The organism is Streptomyces ficellus, from assembly GCF_030406405.1.
Taxonomy (GTDB): Bacteria; Actinomycetota; Actinomycetes; order Streptomycetales; family Streptomycetaceae; genus Streptomyces; species Streptomyces ficellus_B.
The window spans coordinates 93,690-109,855 of the sequence record NZ_JAUEPL010000004.1; the positions used below are offsets into that span (position 1 = coordinate 93,690).

General features: G+C 73.0%; 14 protein-coding genes. 4 read left to right on the forward strand and 10 right to left on the reverse strand.

Translation table 11 applies throughout. The annotated features are described in order from the left end of the window. Nucleotides 1-23: 23 nt before the first annotated feature. Complete coding sequence (locus QWM81_RS04320; RefSeq protein ID WP_290110138.1) at nucleotides 24-299, reverse strand: GlsB/YeaQ/YmgE family stress response membrane protein; 276 nt, start codon at nucleotides 297-299, stop codon at nucleotides 24-26. Between the two features lie 222 nt (nucleotides 300-521). Further along, a complete protein-coding gene (locus QWM81_RS04325) occupies nucleotides 522-1,643 on the reverse strand; it encodes an aminoglycoside phosphotransferase family protein (RefSeq protein WP_290110139.1) in 1,122 nt (373 codons plus the stop codon). 234 nt (nucleotides 1,644-1,877) lie between these two features. On the opposite strand from QWM81_RS04325, the gene QWM81_RS04330 reads away from it, so the two are divergent. Next, nucleotides 1,878-3,371, forward strand: coding sequence for a DNA-binding protein NsdB (locus QWM81_RS04330; protein ID WP_290110140.1), 1,494 nt, complete (start codon nucleotides 1,878-1,880; stop codon nucleotides 3,369-3,371). A 150-nt stretch (nucleotides 3,372-3,521) separates the two neighbouring features. On the opposite strand, the gene QWM81_RS04335 is transcribed toward QWM81_RS04330, so the two are convergent. Both QWM81_RS04335 and QWM81_RS04340 read right to left on the reverse strand, forming a co-directional pair. Beyond that, complete coding sequence (locus QWM81_RS04335) at nucleotides 3,522-5,021, reverse strand: PP2C family protein-serine/threonine phosphatase (RefSeq protein WP_290110141.1); 1,500 nt, start codon at nucleotides 5,019-5,021, stop codon at nucleotides 3,522-3,524. Between the two features lie 220 nt (nucleotides 5,022-5,241). Then, nucleotides 5,242-6,036, reverse strand: a complete 795-nt coding sequence (locus tag QWM81_RS04340) for an SDR family NAD(P)-dependent oxidoreductase (RefSeq protein ID WP_290110142.1) — start codon at nucleotides 6,034-6,036, stop codon at nucleotides 5,242-5,244. Nucleotides 6,037-6,203: 167 nt separating this feature from the next. On the opposite strand from QWM81_RS04340, the gene QWM81_RS04345 reads away from it, so the two are divergent. After that, nucleotides 6,204-7,229, forward strand: a complete 1,026-nt coding sequence (locus tag QWM81_RS04345) for an NAD-dependent epimerase/dehydratase family protein (protein WP_290110143.1) — start codon at nucleotides 6,204-6,206, stop codon at nucleotides 7,227-7,229. Here the strand turns inward: QWM81_RS04345 and QWM81_RS04350 are convergent, their stop codons facing one another. Next, on the reverse strand, nucleotides 7,230-8,870 hold the full coding sequence (locus tag QWM81_RS04350) for an adenosine deaminase family protein (RefSeq protein WP_290110286.1): 1,641 nt from the start codon (nucleotides 8,868-8,870) through the stop codon (nucleotides 7,230-7,232). It abuts the gene before it with no gap. Between the two features lie 261 nt (nucleotides 8,871-9,131). Between QWM81_RS04350 and QWM81_RS04355 the strand changes: the two genes are divergently transcribed. Further along, the gene (locus QWM81_RS04355) at nucleotides 9,132-10,010 is read left to right on the forward strand and encodes a hypothetical protein (protein WP_290110144.1); all 879 of its coding nucleotides are present in this window, start codon (nucleotides 9,132-9,134) and stop codon (nucleotides 10,008-10,010) included. A gap of 2 nt (nucleotides 10,011-10,012) precedes the next feature. On the opposite strand, the gene QWM81_RS04360 is transcribed toward QWM81_RS04355, so the two are convergent. The 5 genes from QWM81_RS04360 to QWM81_RS04380 form a co-directional block, all read right to left on the reverse strand. Then, complete coding sequence (locus QWM81_RS04360) at nucleotides 10,013-11,281, reverse strand: cation:proton antiporter (protein ID WP_290110145.1); 1,269 nt, start codon at nucleotides 11,279-11,281, stop codon at nucleotides 10,013-10,015. Beyond that, nucleotides 11,278-12,102, reverse strand: a complete 825-nt coding sequence (locus tag QWM81_RS04365) for a VOC family protein (RefSeq protein ID WP_290110146.1) — start codon at nucleotides 12,100-12,102, stop codon at nucleotides 11,278-11,280. Before QWM81_RS04365 ends, QWM81_RS04360 begins: the two co-directional genes overlap by 4 nt. 124 nt (nucleotides 12,103-12,226) lie before the next feature. After that, nucleotides 12,227-13,138: a YhjD/YihY/BrkB family envelope integrity protein gene (locus QWM81_RS04370; RefSeq protein ID WP_290110147.1), complete on the reverse strand. Its 912-nt coding sequence runs from the start codon at nucleotides 13,136-13,138 to the stop codon at nucleotides 12,227-12,229. 146 nt (nucleotides 13,139-13,284) lie between these two features. Continuing rightward, nucleotides 13,285-13,983: an HAD family acid phosphatase gene (locus QWM81_RS04375; protein ID WP_435372322.1), complete on the reverse strand. Its 699-nt coding sequence runs from the start codon at nucleotides 13,981-13,983 to the stop codon at nucleotides 13,285-13,287. Between the two features lie 129 nt (nucleotides 13,984-14,112). Further along, nucleotides 14,113-15,657: a 3-hydroxybutyrate oligomer hydrolase family protein gene (locus tag QWM81_RS04380; protein WP_290110148.1), complete on the reverse strand. Its 1,545-nt coding sequence runs from the start codon at nucleotides 15,655-15,657 to the stop codon at nucleotides 14,113-14,115. 315 nt (nucleotides 15,658-15,972) lie between these two features. Between QWM81_RS04380 and QWM81_RS04385 the strand changes: the two genes are divergently transcribed. Next, the gene (locus QWM81_RS04385; protein ID WP_290110149.1) at nucleotides 15,973-16,164 is read left to right on the forward strand and encodes a hypothetical protein; all 192 of its coding nucleotides are present in this window, start codon (nucleotides 15,973-15,975) and stop codon (nucleotides 16,162-16,164) included. Nucleotides 16,165-16,166: the final 2 nt, after the last annotated feature.

The window sequence follows — 16,166 nt, forward strand, 5'->3', positions numbered from 1 at the left end:
TCGTTCACGCCGGGCGCCGAGGGTCAGGCGTGCGCCCGGTGCCCCCGCCCCGTGAAGAGCCGGTAGAGGGCGAGAACGATCACCGATCCGACGATCGCGGCGATCCAGGTGGACAGGTCGAAGAAGCCGTCTATCGACTGCACGCCGAAGATGACCTTGCCCAGCCAGCCACCGAGGAGGCCGCCGACGATGCCGATCAGCATGGTCACCAGGATGCCGCCCGGGTCCCTGCCCGGCATCAGCGCCTTCGCGATGGCCCCGGCGAGCAGACCGATGATGATCCACGCGATGATTCCCATTCTCGACCTCCCATAGGTTTTCGCATCTCCCGCGTGGCAGCGGGACATGTGACCGCGTTGCCTGCCCTGTGGTCGATAAACCCGGCCGCCCGCAACGGCCACCGCAACGGCCACCGCAGCGCCCCCGTACGGCCCCCGTAACGGTCCCGTGAAACCGACAGTGCGCTGTGCGTCCGGTGTGTCGGCACCGGGCGCACAGCGCACTTCCCCCTCGTGGGGCGGTCAGCGCGTGCCGACCGCCGCGCGCACGGCCCGCCGTGCCAGTGCGCAGTCATCGTGCAGCCGCCTCAGCAGCAGCCGCTGTTCCTCCCCGGTCGACACCGCACCGGGCTGGGCCGGCACCGAACCGGCCGGCGGAGCCTCGCGTATCGTGCGCTGCACGGCGGTCTCGTAGTTGCGGATCTCGCGGGTCAGCACCAGCATCAGGTTCACCAGGAACGCGTCCCGCGCCGCCGGCCCCGCCGACTGGGCCAACTGGCTGATGTGGCGCCGGGCCGCCGGCGCGTCGCCCAGCACCGCCCACAGCGTCGCGAGGTCGTACCCCGGCAGGTACCAGCCGGCGTGCTCCCAGTCGACGAGGACCGGACCGGTCGGCGACAGCAGGATGTTGGAGAGCAGGGCGTCACCGTGGCAGAACTGCCCCATGCCCTGCCGCCCGCCCGCGTGCGCCAGGCCCCGCAGCAGCTTCTGCAGGTCGTCGCGGTCCCGGTCGGTGAAGAGGCCGAGCTCGTGGTAGCGGGAGATCCGTGACCCGTAGTCCAGCGGGGCGTCGAACGTCCCGGCGGGCGGCCGCCACCCGTTGAGCCGGGCGATCGCGCCGAGCGCGGCCCGCACATCGGCACGGGGCGGCGCCTCCACCGGGTGCCGCGTGAGGGCCGCCGCCCGGCCGGGCATCCGCTCGATCACCAGCGTGCAGTTGTCGGGATCGGCGGCGATCAGCCGCGGCACGCGCACCGGCGGGCGGTGCCGTACGAAGGTGCGGTACGCGGCGATCTCGTGCCGCAACCGCTCGACCCACGCGGGGGAGTGGTCCAGTAAACACTTGGCGACCGCGGTGGCGCGCCCGGTCGATCCGACGAGCAGGACCGAGCGGCCACTGCGCCGCATCACCTGCACCGGGTTGAACTCCGGGCAGATCCGGTGGACCGAAGCGATCGCCTTCCGCAGCTGAGCGCCCTGGGGACCGGACAAGTCGATTCTCCCGCTGAGCGGTCCGGCCACCGCCCCCGCCCAGCGCCGCGCCCGGCCCGCCTGCGCGGGATCCAGGTACGGTCCGCTGCCGGCCGGGACGGTGCGTGCTTGCGGCCGGGGCGGGGCGGACACGGAGGACGATGCTGTGTACATGGGCGAGACAGATCCCTTCGTGTGCCGACGAGTTACGTACGCTGCCCCGTCCCGGCAACCGGCCGACACCCTGGGGAATGAGGGCCGGTTGCCGGAACGGGGTGGCGCTTTCCTACCTGACACCCGGGCGCGGGTGGCACACCATCTGGCGGACCCTGGCGAACCCTGGCGAATAGTCGCCAGCCCTATGACAGCGGGTTACTGTCAACTCAGCCGAGAACCTGGGGGCTTGTTGTGACCGGACAACCCAACACCCGCCTTGCAGACCTGTTCGGCCTGGCCGGCTGGTCCAAGGGCGAACTCGCAAGACTCGTGAACCGGCAGGCGGCGGCCATGGGCCATCCGCAGCTGGCGACCGACACCTCGCGGGTACGGCGCTGGATCGACATGGGGGAGACCCCGCGCGATCCCGTGCCACGAGTGCTGGCAGCTCTGTTCACCGAGCGACTCGGCCGTGTCGTGACCATCGAGGACCTCGGGTTCGTACGGCACGGGCGCGCCGGGAAGCGGCGGGACGTCAGGAAAACCGACAACCCTGACGGGCTGCCCTGGGCGCCCGAGCGTACGGCCGCGGTCCTCACCGAATTCACGGGAATGGACCTCATGCTCAACCGACGCGGCTTGGTGGGCGCGGGCGCCGCGCTCGCCGCAGGCTCCGCACTCACCAGCGCCATGCACGACTGGCTCCACACCGACCCCGCTCTCGCCGCCGACGCTCCGCGCCTCGACGATCCCCTGCACGCCGATCCCGCCGGGTTCGACCGCTACGAGGCCGCCCCCATCGGGTCGCAGGAGATCGAGGCGCTGGAGCGCTCCGTCGAAGTCTTCCGCGCCTGGGACGCCGCCCGTGGCGGCGGGCTCCAGCGCAAGGCCGTCGTCGGCCAGCTCAACGAGGTGGGCGGCATGCTCGCCTACCGCCACCCCGACCACCTCCAGCGCCGCCTGTGGGGTGTCGCCGCCAACCTGGCGGTCCTGGCCGGGTGGATGTCCCACGACGTGGGCCTGGAGCCCACCGCCCAGAAATATTTCGTCATCGCCGCCCACGCGGCCCGCGAGGGCGGGGACCGGCCCCGCGCCGGGGAGGCCCTCTCCCGCGCCGCCCGCCAGATGGTCCACCTGGGCCGGCCCGACGAGGCCCTCGACCTGATGAAGCTCGCCCGGTCTGGCTCGGGCGAGGAGATCCTGCCCCGTACGCAGGCCATGCTGCACACCATCGAGGCCTGGGCGCAGGCGGCCATGGGCCGCGGCCAGGCGATGCGGCGCACCCTGGGCGAGGCGGAGGAGCTCTTCGTGTCGGACAAGAGGGATGTGCCACTGCCGAGCTGGATGCAGACCTTCAGGAAGGAGGATCTGTACGGGATGCAGGCCCTGGCCTACCGCACCCTGGCCGAGCACGAACCGGCGGCCGCCAGGCAGGCCCAGCACTTCGCGCAGAAGGCGCTCGCCCTGCGCACCGAGGCCACCCAGCGCTCGAAGATCTTCGACTTCCTGTCCATGGCGTCGGCCTGTTTCATCGCGGACGACCCCGAACAGGCCGACCGGTACGCCAGGCTCGCCCTGATGTCGATGGGCGAGACCTCCTCCCACCGCACCTGGGACCGGCTGCGTGAGATGTACCGGCTCACCGGGCAGTACGCGGGCTACTCGAAGATCGAGGACCTCCGCGAGGAGATCCAGCTGGCCATGCCGAAGCAGACCGGCAAGAGGCCGAGGAACACCGGAATCTAGGGCATCCAGGAATCCAGCACGAGAAGACCGACGCAAAGACCAACGCAGAGCCCGGCGGAGAGACCGACGGCACCGACCGCCTTCGAGTCGGAGGGCTTACGAGCCGGAGGGCTTACGGACCGTAGGGCTCAGGACCGCCCTGACCGTTGCTCACGCCCGGCCGTCGACCTTGGCGACCATGACACAGGCCCCGCCCTCACGGGCCGACTCGCCGAACTCCTCCACCACCAGGCGCACACACTCCTGCGCATCGCGCGCCCGGGCGAACCGCGGTGCCATGTCCAGCAACCTGTCCCTACCAGAGGCGTCCGAGAGACCAGAGGCGTCCGAGCGCCCCGGCGTGCCCGCACCCGGCCCGTGGGTGAGCCCGTCCGTGTGCAGCACCAGCAGGTCCCCGGGCAGTAGCCGGACTTCGGCCTGCTCGTACACCGCGCCGGCGGTCGCGCCGAGCAGCGCCCCGTCCGGCCGCGCCAGCGCCTGCCCCGTCCCGCCGCGGAACAGCAGCGGGGCGGGGTGGCCCGCCTGCGCCCAACTGAGCGTCCTGGCCCGCGCGTTGTAGCGGCAGCACACCGCGCTGCCCAGGGCGGGCTGCGAGGAGGAGTCCAGCACCTGGTTGAGGTGGCCCATCAGGGGGCCGGGCCGGATTCCGGCCACGGCCAGCCCGCGCAGCGCTCCCAGCAGCATCGCCATCGTGGACGTCGCGGACACCCCGTGCCCGGTCAGGTCGCCCACGGTCAGCAGGGCGTCCCCGTCGGGCAGCTCCAGCGCGTCGTACCAGTCGCCGCCGAGCATCGCGCCGGCGCCGGACGGCAGGAACTGTCCCGCCAGGTCGAGTCCGGCGGGCCCGCCCCGGGGGTAGCCGGTGGAGTTGCGCCACGGCGGCAGGACCGCCTCGTGGATCTCCACGGCCATCCGGTGCTCGGTCTGCTCGATGTGCTGGCGGCGCTGGAGCGAGTTCCGCGATTCGCGCACGGCCCGCTCGCTGCGGCGCAGTTCGCTGACGTCCCGTAAAACCGCCCACATCGACGCGGTGCAACCGTCCGTGTCGAGGACGGGCTCGCCCATCATGTGGAGCGTGCGCACGCGCCCGTCGGCACGGACGATCCGGAACTCGCCGTCGATCGGCTTCCCGTCGATCAGACAGTCCGTCACCATCGCGGTGAGCAGCCCCTGGTCCTCGGCGAACACCATGGAGGGAAGCTCGTCCAGGGTCATCGGGCCGGACTCGGGTGAGCGGCCGAAGATCACGTAGAGCTCGTCGGACCAGCTCACCTCGTCGGTCAGCAGATTCCACTCCGCACTGCCGACCCGGCTGAGCAGCGAGCCCGTGGGCGGCCGCTCCTCATGGAGGTCGTCGCGGACGTCATCGGTGTCCACGGCCCCGTAAGGCTCCGCCGGCTCTTCGGCGCCATCGGGCAGACCTGCCTTGAGCTGCCCCAACTGAGCGCCGAGGTCGTCGAGTTGGTGGACGGCGAGGTCGCACAGCGCGCGCTGCCAGCGGCCCTGCGGGTCGTCCTCGTCCGCCACGGCGTCCCGGCGTACGGCATCGACGTCTCCGCGCAGCCGGCGGGTCTGCGAGATGAGGGCGTCCACCGTGCCCCGCTCGGGCGGCTGGGGGGCGGGACGGTCCGCGAACAGATGGGACGGCATGTCGTACTCCGATACGGGCGCGGCGGCCAGGGTCTGAAAGTAAGGACCGATAACGACTGTCGCACAGGCGAAGACGGGCTGTAAGTGGTTTGGCAACACTCGATACGGTGGTGCTCATGGCATATGCCAAAGGCCCGGCGAGAACCGGCCAACCCGGCCGGATGTCCGCCCGGGCAACCGTTCGGAGCCCCGCTCCGCGCCCGCCTGTGCCGTCGCGCGATCACGGCAGGATGGAGTCCACGTAGCCGCCGTCCACGCGGACCGCTCCGCCGGTGGTCGCCGACGCCTGCGGGGAGCTCAGGTACACCACCATGTGCGCGATCTCCTCCGGCTCGATCAGCCGCTGGAGCAGGGACTGCGGCCGGTGCTCGCGCATGAACACGCGCTGCGCCTCGTCCCACGGCAGGGCCCGGTCCACCAGCTCGTACACGAAGTCCTCGACACCACCCGTATGGGTGGGTCCCGCGATGACCGAGTTGACCGTGACGCCCGTCCCGGCTGCCTCCTTGGCGAAACCGCGGCTCACCGCGAGCAGCGCCGTCTTCGACATGCCGTAGTGGATCATCTCGGCCGGGATCACCACCGCGGAGTCGCTGGCGATGTACTGCACCCGGCCCCAGCCGCGGCTCTTCATGCCCGGCAGGTACGCACGGGTCAGCCGCACCGCCGCGAGCACGTTCACCTCGAAGTACCGCCGCCACTCCTCGTCCGTGATCTCCAGGGCGGGCCGCGGCTCGAAGATGCCCAGGTTGTTGACCAGGATGTCCACCTCGGGCAGCAACTCCACGGCCAGTTCCGCGCCCTCGTCGGTCGCGATGTCCGCGGCCACCGGCACCACCTCGGCATCGGGGACCTCCGCCCGCAGCCGCTTCACCGCGGCGGTGACCGTGTCCGACGTACGCCCGTTGACCGCCACCGTCGCCCCGGAGCGCGCCAGGGCGGTGGTGATCGCCGCGCCGATGCCCTGGGTGGAGCCGGTCACCAGTGCCGTTCTGCCCGTGAGGTTCACTCGCATCCGCCAAGGCTTCCCTTCTCGCGTGCCTGCCCCCGCGTCCCATGGTGCCCTTCCGTCGCCGCCGTCATGCGCCGGTAGGCCCGCGACGTGGACCGCCGCGCAGCGGGTACCCGGACCTCCCCGGCACGCCGGCCGGGACCACGCCGAACCGTCGGAGGGCAGGAACCGTGAGTATGAACGCCGGCAAGAGGGTCGTCGTCACCGGAGCCACCGGAAATGTCGGTACCAGCGTCGTGGCGGCCCTCGCGGACGACCCGCAGATCTCCTCCATCCTCGGGCTGGCCCGCCGGCTGCCCGGCTGGTCGCCGCCGAAGACCGACTGGGCACCGGTCGACCTCCGCGAGGAGACCGACCTCGTCAGGCACTTCGAGGGCGCCGACGCCGTGATCCACCTGGCCTGGGCCTTCCAGCCGACGCACAACCCCGCGGCGACCTGGCGGACCAATGTGCACGGCAGCCTCCAGGTGTTCCGGGACGTCGCCGCCGCGGGCGTACCCGTGCTGGTCCACGCCTCGTCCGTGGGCGCGTACTCGCCGGGCCCGAAGGTCGGCGCGGTCGACGAGTCCTGGCCCACGCACGGCTGGCCGGAGGCCGCGTACTGTCGCGAGAAGGCCTATCTGGAACGGGTCCTCGACGCCTTCGAGCCCCGCAACCCCGGTGTGCGGGTGGTCCGGATGCGCCCGGCGTTCCTGTTCAAGGAGGAGTCCGGGAGCGAGCAGCGGCGGATCTTCGCGGGCCGGTTCGTGCCCGGACCGCTGGCCGGGCCCAGGACCATCCCCGTCGTACCGGACATCCCCGGGCTGCGGTTCCAGGCGCTGCACACCGACGACGCGGCCCAGGCCTACCGGCTCGCCGTCACCAAGGAGGTCAGCGGCGCCTTCAACCTGGCCGCCGAGCCGGTCATCGACGCCGGCGCGCTCGCCCGGCTCCTCGACGCCCGTGTCGTACGGCTGCCGCGCCCGGCCGCCCGCGCCGCGCTCGCCGCGGGGTGGGGCCTGCACCTGATCCCGGCCTCCCCGCAGCTCTTCGACGCCGTGCTGCGCCTGCCGCTGCTGGACAGCACCCGCGCCCGCGAGGAACTGGGCTGGAACCCCCAGCGCACCGCACTGGAGGCGATCGGGGACATGCTGCGCGGCATGCGGCGCGGCGCGGGCATGCAGACCGCGCCCCTCGCGGGCCGCAAGGCGAGCTGATCAGCGGGGGACAGGTTTCCAGGAACGTCGCTCGAACGCGGCGAACGCCGCCTCCTGGCGCCACTGCACGGCCGCCTTCGGGCTCTGCCGCAGGAACCGCGCGCATCCCGGCCCGGGAGCCGCGGCGCCGGGCCGGGCGGGCGCGCAGGCGGGTACGGGTGTGTAGGCGTGCCGGCCGGTGACGGTCCGCCACAGGCTGCGCCCCGGCAGGAACGCGTACTCCAGCGAGTCACGCGCGAGGTCCTTCAGCTCCGGATACCCGAGCCCGTACGTCACCGCCGCCCGCTGGTACTCGCGGCTGATGTCGGTACGCGACACCCCCGGGTCGTCGGTCGCCAGGACCACCGGGACGCCGTGGCGCCGGTAGGTCAGGAAGGGGTGCTCCGCGCCCCGTACGCCGAGGATCTGCTCGTTGCTGGTGAGGGGCGTCTCGACGGCGACGCGCCGCTCCCGCATGGTGCGCAGCAGCCCCGACCGGCCGGCCTCGTACCACAGGGACACCCCGTGCCCGATCCGCTCGGCCCGGCCCGTGCGTACCGCCTCCCCGATGTGGAAGGTCAGCTCGTGCGGCTTCACCAGGCCCGGCACCAGCTCACCCGCGTGGAGCGTGATGTGGGCCCGCGGGTAGCGGCGGTGCAGCAGGTTCAGCATCGACATGTGCAGCCGGTAGTCGCGCAGCGCCCGCTCGCCGTCCTCCGGCTGGACCAGGTTCACCGCGACGAACCGGGCGTCCCGCTCCGCGAGTTCCATCCCGAGGACCAGCTGCGTGAACACCCGCTCCGGCGGGCTTTCGCGGTACGCCTGGGAGATGAACCGCACGGCCAGGCCGCAGCCGGGGCCCGGCCGCGACGTCCCGCAGCGCGCCGCCTCGCGGAACTGCGCGTCACCCGCGTCGGCCTCCGCGCGGGCCAGCCGCACCAGCCGGTCCATCCGCCCGCCGGCCAGCAGCTCGCGGTGCAGCCGGCCCAGGTCCGGGTCGAATCCGACCTCGTCGGCGAGCCGTTCCGCCTCCCCGGCGACCGGCGACACCATCGTCTCCAGGTACACCTGACCCTGGCGGGCCACGGAGCCCGCCACCTCGGCCAGCACCCGCCCATGGCCCCGCCGCGCCACCTCCGCGAACCTGCCGAACGTGGCGAAAAAGTGGTCGTGCCCCGGTGTGCCCCGGGGGAAGTCCTGCATCGACCACGCCCGGACGATGCGCGACCGGAACCGGGCGTCCCCGCGCGCGTCCGCCGCCGGCCGCGTACCCGGAGCGCACGGCGGCTGGCGGGCCGTCATCGTCCGCAGCTCGACGCACAGCCCGTCCCGCCCCGCGAGCTCGATCAGGAACTCGGTGGAGGCGGCCCCGAACAGGTGGTTGTGCAGGTCACCGCCCTTGGGCAGGGCCCGGAAGAACGCGCGCAGCGCGCCGGGCCGCGCCCGCAGCGCCGTCAGCTCCCGCGCGACGCGCCGCTCGTCGGCGGTCGTCTCGCGCTGCCGTGCCTCGGGGGTCCCGTGGGCCGCGAGGCCCGGGGCCGGACGGGCGGTGGCCGGACGGGCGGTGGCCGGTGCGGCCCCCGGCAGCAGCGCCGACAGCAGGAGGAGCAGGAGAAGCACGACGAGCGGGACGGGCGGGACGAGGGGGGCGGGCAGGACCATCGGGGCCCGTGGGGCGGGTGCGGTGGGCCGGGTGGCGCGTACGGGGATCACCGCCGCATCATCACCGGCCCGTCGTGCCGGAGCGCCCCCGCAGGCGATGGCTCGCCGGTCGCCACCCACACGGGTGACACGGTCCGGAGCTGCTTCGATCCCGCACGGTCACGGGGTGACGAGGCGGCCGCTCCTGGGCAGACCGAAAGGAAGGAGGGCGCGGGACGCCTAAGCGTCCCGCCGCGCATGATCGGTGTGAAGGGGGCAGCGGTGCCGGACAGACGTCCTCGCGGATACCAGCCGGACTGGCAACCACGCCCCGCGACGCTGGAGTTGCTGACGGCCGTCGAGCTGATCCTCGGCAGATACGCCGCACACTTACCTCTGACGATACGTCAGATATGGTATGCGGCCGTCGTCGGCGGTGTGCTCGCGAAACAGGAGCGGACCTACAAACGCCTCGTCGAGCTCCTCGGCATGGCCCGCCGCTCCGGCCGTATCTCATGGCTGGCGATCCGCGACGACACGGAAGCCGCCGTGGAACCCGTCGCCTACGACGGCCCCGACGGGTTCCGCCGGGCGCAGCTCGACGCCGCCCGCGGCTTCCGGCTCGACCGCCAGGCGGGCCAGGAGGCCAGGCTGGAGGTGTGGTGCGACACGGCGGGCCTGGTGCCGCAGCTGGCCGCCGTCACCGACCCGTGGGGCGTGCCGGTGTACGCGGGCGCCGGCGGGCTGTCCGGCAAGCGCGCCGCCGCCCGGCGGGCGGCCGTGGGCGGCCACGCCACCGTACGCATCTTGGTGATCAACGACTGGGACCCGGGTGGACTGCACCTGTTCACGGCACTGGCCGAGGACATCACGGCCTTCGCCGCGCTCGACGCCCCCGACGTGACGATGGAGTTCGACCGCCTGGCCGTCACCGAGCGCCAGGTCGCCGAACTCGGCCTGCCCACGGCCCCTGTGAAGGCCGGCGACCGGCGCTCCTTCCCCGGCACGTCCACCACCCAGGCCGAGGCGTTGCCGCCGGACGCGCTGGCGACGCTGGTACGTGACGCGATCAGCGGCAGCCGCGACACCGCCGTCCTGGCCGACGTCCTCGAACGCGAGGAGGCCGAGCGCCGCGTCCTGCTGGAGCGCTTCCGTCCGTAGCCTCAGGGCGGATCGCCGGGTGCCGCCCTGGCCCGCATGCGGTCGAGGCGGCCGATGACCGGTGTCGCCGCCACCCCGTGCAGGACGACGGAGGCGAGGACGGTGAACGCCACAGCGGCCCACAACTGCCGCTCCAGCCCGCCGAAGTCGTCGTGCCCGAGGGCGTACGCGAGGTAGTACAGCGACCCGATGCCGCGCAGCCCGAACACCGCCGTGACCACCCGCTCGCGCGGCCCCGCACCGAAGCCCAGCTGCGCCAGCCACCCGGTGACCGGGCGGACGACGAGCACCAGCAGCAGGGCGACGGCCGCCGCCTGCCACGTCAGGGCCGCGAGCCCGCCGGCGGCGACGTACGCGCCGAGCAGGAACAGCAGGAAGGCGGTGAGCAGCCGCTCGACCTGTTCGGTGAACTCGTGGAGCACCTTGTGGTACCCGTGGCTGCGTTCGGCGGCGCGCAGGGTGCAGGCGGTGACGAACACCGCCAGGAAGCCGTAGCCGTGCAGCAGTTCGGTGACCCCGTACGCCAGGAAGGTGGCGCCCAGGGCCACGAAGCCCTCCATGTGCTCCGACAGCCGCAGCGCCGCCGGCCTGGCGCGGAAGAACATCCACCCGAGCAGCCGGCCCACCGCCACGCCCGCCACCAGCCCGACCGCCACCTTTCCCAGGACGTCGCTCAGGGCCCACTCGCCGATCCACCCCGCCGACCAGCCCGCCCCCGCCGAGGCGGCCAGCGCCACGGCCGCGAGGACGAAGGGGAAGGCGAGCCCGTCGTTGAGGCCCGCCTCGCTGGTGAGCGTGAAGCGCACCTCGTCCTCGTCGTCCTCGGAATCGGTCGGCTCCCCCACCCGCACCTCGGAGGCCAGCACCGGATCCGTGGGCGCCAGGACCGCACCCAGCAGCAGGGCCGCGGCGGGCGGCCAGTCCAGCAGCGTCCAGGCGAGCAGTGCCGTCACCGCGATGGTCAGCGGCATGGTGATGCCCAGCAGCCGCCAGGTGCCCGCCCACGAGCGCAGTCCCATCGGCCGGTTGATCGCCAGTCCCGCACCCATCAGGGACACGATCACGCAGGCCTCGGTGAGGTGTTCCGCCCACAGCCGGTCGCCCACCGGATCGACCGGCGCCGCCGGCAAGGGCAGCAGGTGGGCGATGACCCCCGCGGCGAGGAACACCATCGGCATCGAGACCGGGCGGGTGAAGACCACCCTCGGCAGGACGGCGGCCGCCAGCGCGCCGACGCCCAGACCGGCGTACACGAGATCGGAAAAAGTCATTCCGCCGACGTGCGGGTGGTAACGGTGAACAGCCCCCCGTCGGGGTCGCGGAGGGTGGCCTGGGCGCCCGGGTCATGGTGGACGATGCTGCCGCCGTGCCGCCGCGCCGCCTCCACGCACGCGTCGACGTCGCCGACCACGAAGTGCACCTGCCAGCGGGGCCGGACCATGGGATCGGGCGCGGCTTCGAGGGCGCCGGAACTGAGCCGGGCGGCCACATGACCGCCGCTGAGCAGGACCACCTCGTCCTCCTCGTACACGACGTCGCAGCAGCCGGGGCGCCCGCACGCCCAGTCGAAGACTTCCCCGTAGAAGATCGCGGCCTCGAACGCGTCCCGCGTCTGGAGCCTGATCCAGGCGGGGGCCGCCGCACGCCACGTCTCCCAGCCGGAGAGCAACTGGCCCTCCCAGATGCCGAACACCGCGCCGTCCCGGTCCGCCGCCAGGGCGCCCCGCCCCAGCACGAACGCGACCGGCCCGACGGCCACCGTGCCGCTGCGCTCGCGGATACGGGCGGCGGTCTCGTCGGCGTTCTGGACGGCGAAGTACGGAGTCCACGCGACGGCCACCTGGAGGGCCGACGCCAGGGCGCCGATTCCGGCGACGGGCTTGCCGTCGGCGAGGGCGACGCTGAATTCCTTGCCCAGCCGCGCCGGGCGGAACTCCCACCCCATCACCGCACCGTAGAAGTCCTGCGCGGCGTGGAGATCGCGGGTCATCAGGCTGACCCAGCAGGGGGCGCCGTACACCGTCCCGGTGGACGTCTGTCCCGCCTCCTGGGCCTGCCCCGACTCCGAGGTCGCTGTCGGCTTCCTGTTCATGTGCAAAACCGTCCCGGTGTCACCAGTGATGCGGATGTGCCGCAGGTGGTTCTCTGTCCCGTTTGCCCGGTGTCCATCCTCGCACTCTTTACGGAGGCGAGTCCTGCGTCCGGACCCGTCCGGCTCATGGGCGCCGCCGTGGCGGGCGCAGGCGCAGCCGCCCGCGCAGTCGCCCCCGCAGCCGACCGCGTGCTCGCCGCAGCATCCGGGCCAGGTGCCAGCGCTCCTCGTACAGCAGCCGGCCCACCAGCGCGCCACCGAAGACGACGAAGCCGACGCCGACGAGCCAGGACTGGACGACCAGCATCGTGCCGACCGGGCCGTACGCCACGGCGTTGGAGGCGATCAGCGGGGAGAAGACCAGGCGCGAGAAGCCCCGCAGTCCGGCCAGCCCGATCACGGTCACCACCGCGCCCGGCAGCAGGGCGCGCCAGGGCAGCCGTCCCCCCAGCAGCAGCCGCTGCGACCACCAGAAGAACACCACCGTGCTCAGTACGCCGACCACCATGCGCCAGACCAGGTCACCGCCGGCCGCCGGCTGGGAGGCGACGTCCGCCGACAGCAGGAGGAAGCCGATGAGCAGCGCGAGCCAGACCAGGTGGCGCCACATGGTGTGCCAGCGGGCGGCGGGCAGTTCCCACACCTTCTCGTAGCCCGTCTGGACCACGCCGCCGAAGGTCAGACCGAACGCCGCCAGCGCGGCGATACCGAAGCCGGTGGTGGACTCCAGCGCCGCGCCCGGTGGCGCGAACAGCCGCTCCACCTCGTCCGTCGAGGCCTCCGCGACCCCGAGACCGTCCGAGAGCCACTGCGCGAACCCCTGCCCGCCCGCCGGGTCCGCCGCCGCCACCACGATCAGCAGCGGCACCAGCGTCAGCAGCCCGAGCGCGGCGAACCCCATCGAGCGGTGCATCAGTTCCAGGTCGGTGCCCCGCCGCCAGCCGCGCCCGGCGGCCGAGCCGTGAAAGGCGCCGTGCAGCCGCCCGAACCACCATGCGCGGGCCCCGCCCTCGGCACCGGGAGACTTCTGGGACATGCACCTCGCATACCCGGCGGCGGGCGCCGGGGTTCGGGCCGGAGCGGGGGAGGGCCCGAATGGACGCCTCGGCCGGACGCCTCGGCCGGACGCCTCGGCCGGACGCCTCCCCCCGGCCGAGGTGTCCGCGGCCTGCCGGGCACGGGTCAGGACAGGCGGCCGTCGTAGTCCGGCAGCTTGAACGTCTTCTCGGCGTGGCCGCCGACCAGGTCCGTGGCCCTGTTGCCGATGTTGGCGATGATCGTGTACCCCTTCGCCTCGATCTCGCCGCGCTTGGCGGTCTTGTACGCGCTCACCTCGTCGAACAGGTCCGGGAGGTCGCGTACGTACAGACCGTCGACGGGGTAGCCGGCCCGGGTGAGGTTGTACGAGGTGGGCGCGTGGAGGATGCCGGGCCGCGCGGTGACGAAGAAGACGTCCACGCCGCGGGAGTCCGCGTACCGGGCCAGGTCACGGACGGGCCCGACAGCCGGGGTCGGGTACTCCCAGAAGTAGTGGAAGTCGGTCTCCAGCGACGTGTTGTCGATGTCGAGGACGATCGCCATCCGCTCCCCGGCGGGGCTCTGGCCGGCGGGGGAGGAGGTGCGCTGCTCGATGTAGGGGCGGGCCTGGGCGATGACGGCCGCCACATCACGCTGCCAGGCGCCGTAGTCCACGGGTGCCGGGGCGGCCGTGGTCGTGGCGCTCGCGGCAGCGGTGGCGGCGGTGGCCGCCGGGGCGGACGGGGCGGACGGGGCGGCCGGGGCTTCGGTGGCGGCGGTGGCGGTGGTCGCCGAGGTGGCCGTGGTGACGGCGACGGTGGCCATGGTCATCGCCACGCGTGTTCTCCATCGAGCTGCGTGCATGGGGGGCTCACTCCCTGTGGGGAAGAAGGGATCCGATCAAGATGTTGGCATGCTCCTGCTCAATGATGGACGGAACGAGACGTTCCAGCTACTGCCCGGTAATCATGTGGTTGGCGTACGCCGTCGGCGTCAGAGGCGGCAACTCGTCAGGAGGGTGGCCGGATCGGCCCCGCGCGGCATCGGCACGGTGCGGCCGGCCGGCGGCCGGTGGCCGTGGGTGAGCCAGTCCTCCAGGGCTGTGAAGGCCGAGCGGTGGCACGGCACCAGGGGGCGGAGCCGGTCGGGAAAGGCATCGGCCAGGGCATCGGTGTGAGTGGCGCCCTCGATGCGGTAGTAGCGGTGCAGGCCGCCTCGTCCGGCGTCGCGCACCATGTCGGCGTAGACATCGGAGTCCTGGCCGATGGGCAGCAGGACATCGAGGGTGCCGTGCACGGTGATCAGCGGTTTGCCGATCCGGCCCGTCAGGGCGATGCGCTCCACGGCCCGGCGTACCTCGGCGGGCCGGGCCCCGTAGTCGTAGTCGGCGTCACAGGCGGCGGTGCCCGGAGCGCAGTACGGCGTGCCCGCCTCCCTCGCCCCGTCGAAGCCGGGGTCCAGTTCCTCGCGGTAGATGCGCTGCGTGAGGTCCCAGTAGTACGTGTGATGGTACGGCCACAGGAACTCCGAACCGGCCGGATAACCCGCGGCGTGCAGCGCGGCGCGGGCGGGCCCCGCCGCGGGGCCGCCCGAGGCCACGGCCGGGTAGTGGCGCAGCGCCGGCGGCAGGAAGGTCAGGAGGTTCGGCCCGTCCGGGCGCCACAGCGTGCCCTCCCAGTCGACACCGCCGTCGTACAGCTCCGGATGGTTCTCCAGCTGCCAGCGCACGAGGTAACCGCCGTTGGACATGCCGGTGGCGAGGGTACGGGCTGGTGGCCGGTGGTAGTGCCGGGCGGCCACCGCGCGGGCGGCGCGGGTGAGCTGGGTCAGGCGGGTGTTCCACTCGGCGATGGCGTCCCCGGGCCGTTTCCCGTCGCGGTGGAACGCGGTACCCGTGTTGCCCTTGTCGGTGGCGGCGAACGCGTACCCCCGGGAGAGCACCCAGTCGCCGATGGCGCGGTCGTTGGCGTACTGCTCCCGGTTGCCCGGTGTGCCGGAGACGACCAGGCCGCCGTTCCACCGATCGGGCAGCCGGATGACGAACTGGGAGTCGTGTTTCCAGCCGTGGTTGGTGTTGGTGGCGGAGGTGTCGGGGAAGTAGCCGTCGATCTGGACGCCGGGCACGCCGCTCGGGGTGGCCAGGCCCTTCGGCGTCAGGCCCGCCCAGTCCGCCGGATCGGTATGGCCGGAGGCCACGGTCCCGGCGGTGGTCAGCTCGTCCAGGCACACGGCCCGCTGGTACGCCGCTCCCGGAACCCGGGGCAGGGCGCCGGACGAGGCGGAGCAGCGGCTTTCCGGCGGCCGCTCGTGCGCGGCGGTTGCGGGCGCGGCCTGTGCGGGCGCGGCCCCTGCGTGCGCGGTCGGCGTGGGCGCGGTCAGGGCGGTGCCGGCCGTGAGGGCGAGGACGGCCAGGGCGGGGAGCGGCGCCTGACGCCACCGTCCCGACGCGGTGGCTGCGGTACCGGTGCCGGTGCCGGTACCTGTGCTGGTACCGGTTCGGGTCCTGGCTGCCGTACGGCAGGGGAATGGCGCGGGCATGGCGGCTCCTCGGTGGCATGCGGTGGCGGTGAGCGCACCGTAGAGCCGCCGGGATACCGGCCGGAATGGCCGTGAGCACCACACTCCGGCCCGCTCCGGGCGGAGGCGAGGGGATTGCGCCATGGGGCGGCGCCTGCTAGCCGGGCGCCGGGTCCGCGTTGTCAGTGGCGCCTGCCACGATGGCACCCATGACCACTTCGAGGGCCGCAGGGACGGGCTGCGCGCACTTCATCCGATCATGACCCGTACACTCGTCCACCGCTGCCCGCAGCGGCGGTGAGCGATCAACAGACGTCTTCGGAAAGGTATTTCGACATGGACTCCGCTGTGCGAGGCGACGCGCCGATCTACGACAGCCTCATCGAAGAGCGCGGCGATGTTCCCGCCGACGTCCGCCGGACGGCCGAGGAGACCCTCAGGCAGGTGACACGGGCCATGGACTTCCGGGGCGCGGGCGGGCCATCGGCGTACTCGGGCATGGCCTTCCCGCCCACGGCCTCCATATGACC

Excerpts from the sequence above, each read along its gene's own strand:
- QWM81_RS04320 (WP_290110138.1), bottom strand. The coding sequence starts at position 299 with ATGGGAATCATCGCGTGGATCATCATCGGTCTGCTCGCCGGGGCCATC.
- QWM81_RS04325 (WP_290110139.1), bottom strand. The coding sequence starts at position 1,643 with ATGTACACAGCATCGTCCTCCGTGTCCGCCCCGCCCCGGCCGCAAGCA.
- QWM81_RS04335 (WP_290110141.1), bottom strand. The coding sequence starts at position 5,021 with ATGCCGTCCCATCTGTTCGCGGACCGTCCCGCCCCCCAGCCGCCCGAG.
- QWM81_RS04340 (WP_290110142.1), bottom strand. The coding sequence starts at position 6,036 with ATGCGAGTGAACCTCACGGGCAGAACGGCACTGGTGACCGGCTCCACC.
- QWM81_RS04350 (WP_290110286.1), bottom strand. The coding sequence starts at position 8,870 with ATGGTCCTGCCCGCCCCCCTCGTCCCGCCCGTCCCGCTCGTCGTGCTT.
- QWM81_RS04360 (WP_290110145.1), bottom strand. The coding sequence starts at position 11,281 with ATGACTTTTTCCGATCTCGTGTACGCCGGTCTGGGCGTCGGCGCGCTG.
- QWM81_RS04365 (WP_290110146.1), bottom strand. The coding sequence starts at position 12,102 with ATGAACAGGAAGCCGACAGCGACCTCGGAGTCGGGGCAGGCCCAGGAG.
- QWM81_RS04370 (WP_290110147.1), bottom strand. The coding sequence starts at position 13,138 with ATGTCCCAGAAGTCTCCCGGTGCCGAGGGCGGGGCCCGCGCATGGTGG.
- QWM81_RS04375 (WP_435372322.1), bottom strand. The coding sequence starts at position 13,983 with ATGCACGCAGCTCGATGGAGAACACGCGTGGCGATGACCATGGCCACC.
- QWM81_RS04380 (WP_290110148.1), bottom strand. The coding sequence starts at position 15,657 with ATGCCCGCGCCATTCCCCTGCCGTACGGCAGCCAGGACCCGAACCGGT.
- QWM81_RS04385 (WP_290110149.1), top strand. The coding sequence starts at position 15,973 with ATGGACTCCGCTGTGCGAGGCGACGCGCCGATCTACGACAGCCTCATC.